We start from the raw sequence: 1,394 nt of genomic DNA, 5'->3' as shown, positions 1-1,394 counted from the left end.
CATATTCTGTCAGCCTTTGACGAAGACCTGAAATACCTGAACCGCCGGATTTCCGAGATGGGCGGTCTGGCCGAGGAGATGTGCGGCGCAGCCGTGCGCGCGCTGGTGAATTCGGATGCGGCGCTTGCCCAGAAGATCATCTCGGACGACGTGATCCTCGACAATGCCGAGCGCGAGATCCAGGAAAAGGCGATCGTGACGATCGCGCGGCGCCAGCCGATGGCCGGCGACCTGCGCGAGATCATCGGCGTGCTGCGCATTGCCGCCGACCTGGAACGCGTCGGCGATCTCGGCAAGAACACCGCCAAGCGGGTGATTGCCGTGCAGGGCACCGGCGTGCCGCGCAAGCTTGCCCGGGGTCTGGAACACCTCTCCGATCTGGCGCTCGTCCAGCTGAAGGAAGTGCTCGACGTCTTCTCCAACCGCTCGGCGCAGAAGGCGGAAGCCATCCGCCAGCGCGACGAGGAGATCGACGCCATGTACACCTCGCTGTTCCGCGAGCTTCTGACCTACATGATGGAAGATCCGCGCAACATCACCACCTGCACGCATCTTCTGTTCTGCGCCAAGAACATCGAGCGCATCGGCGACCATGCCACCAACATCGCCGAGACCATCTACTACATCACCACCGGCGCCCAGCCGGAAGGGGAGCGTCCGAAGGACGATACCTCCAATACGCTCGGCGCGATTGCCGAGTGAGTGACTGACGGAGTTGCGGACCAATGCTGCCGAAGATTGCGGTCGTGGAGGACGAGGAGGCGCTGAGCGTGCTCCTTCGCTACAACCTCGAGGCCGAGGGCTACGAGGTGGAAACCATCCTGCGGGGTGACGAGGCGGAGATCCGCCTGCAGGAACGCCTGCCGGATCTTTTGATCCTCGACTGGATGCTGCCCGGCGTCTCCGGCATCGAGCTGTGCCGGCGGCTGCGCATGCGCCCGGAAACCGAGCGGCTGCCGATCATCATGCTGACGGCGCGCGGCGAGGAGAGCGAGCGGGTGCGCGGCCTGGCGACCGGCGCGGACGACTATGTGGTCAAACCCTTCTCCACGCCGGAACTGATGGCGCGGGTGAAGGCGATGCTGCGGCGGGCACGGCCGGAGGTTCTTTCGAGCATCCTGCGCTGCGGCGACATCGAACTCGACCGCGAGACGCACCGGGTGCACCGCAAGAGCCGCGAGGTTCGCCTCGGGCCGACGGAATTCCGCCTGCTGGAATTCCTGATGGCCTCGCCCGGCCGGGTGTTTTCCCGCTCGCAGCTGCTCGACGGCGTCTGGGGCCACGACATCTACGTGGACGAGCGCACCGTCGACGTGCATGTCGGGCGCCTGCGCAAGGCGCTCAACTTCTCCAACATGCAGGATGTCATCCGCACCGTTCGCGGCGCGGGGTAT

At 65.3% G+C, this 1,394-nt stretch carries 2 protein-coding genes; both read left to right on the top strand.

The features are described 5' to 3' along the window. Nucleotides 1–702 (top strand): phosphate signaling complex protein PhoU (phoU, locus tag F3H95_RS26960; RefSeq protein ID WP_149748241.1); only part of this gene is annotated, 702 nt, incomplete at its 5' end. Nucleotides 703–725: 23 nt separating this feature from the next. Next, the coding region (gene phoB / locus F3H95_RS26955; protein WP_149748240.1) for a phosphate regulon transcriptional regulator PhoB at nucleotides 726–1,394 on the top strand (669 nt) is incomplete at its 3' end.

The organism is Rhizobium sp. RU35A (assembly GCF_900156005.1).
Lineage (GTDB): Bacteria > Pseudomonadota > Alphaproteobacteria > Rhizobiales > Rhizobiaceae > Neorhizobium > Neorhizobium straminoryzae.
This window is presented reverse-complemented; position numbering and strand designations above follow the sequence as displayed.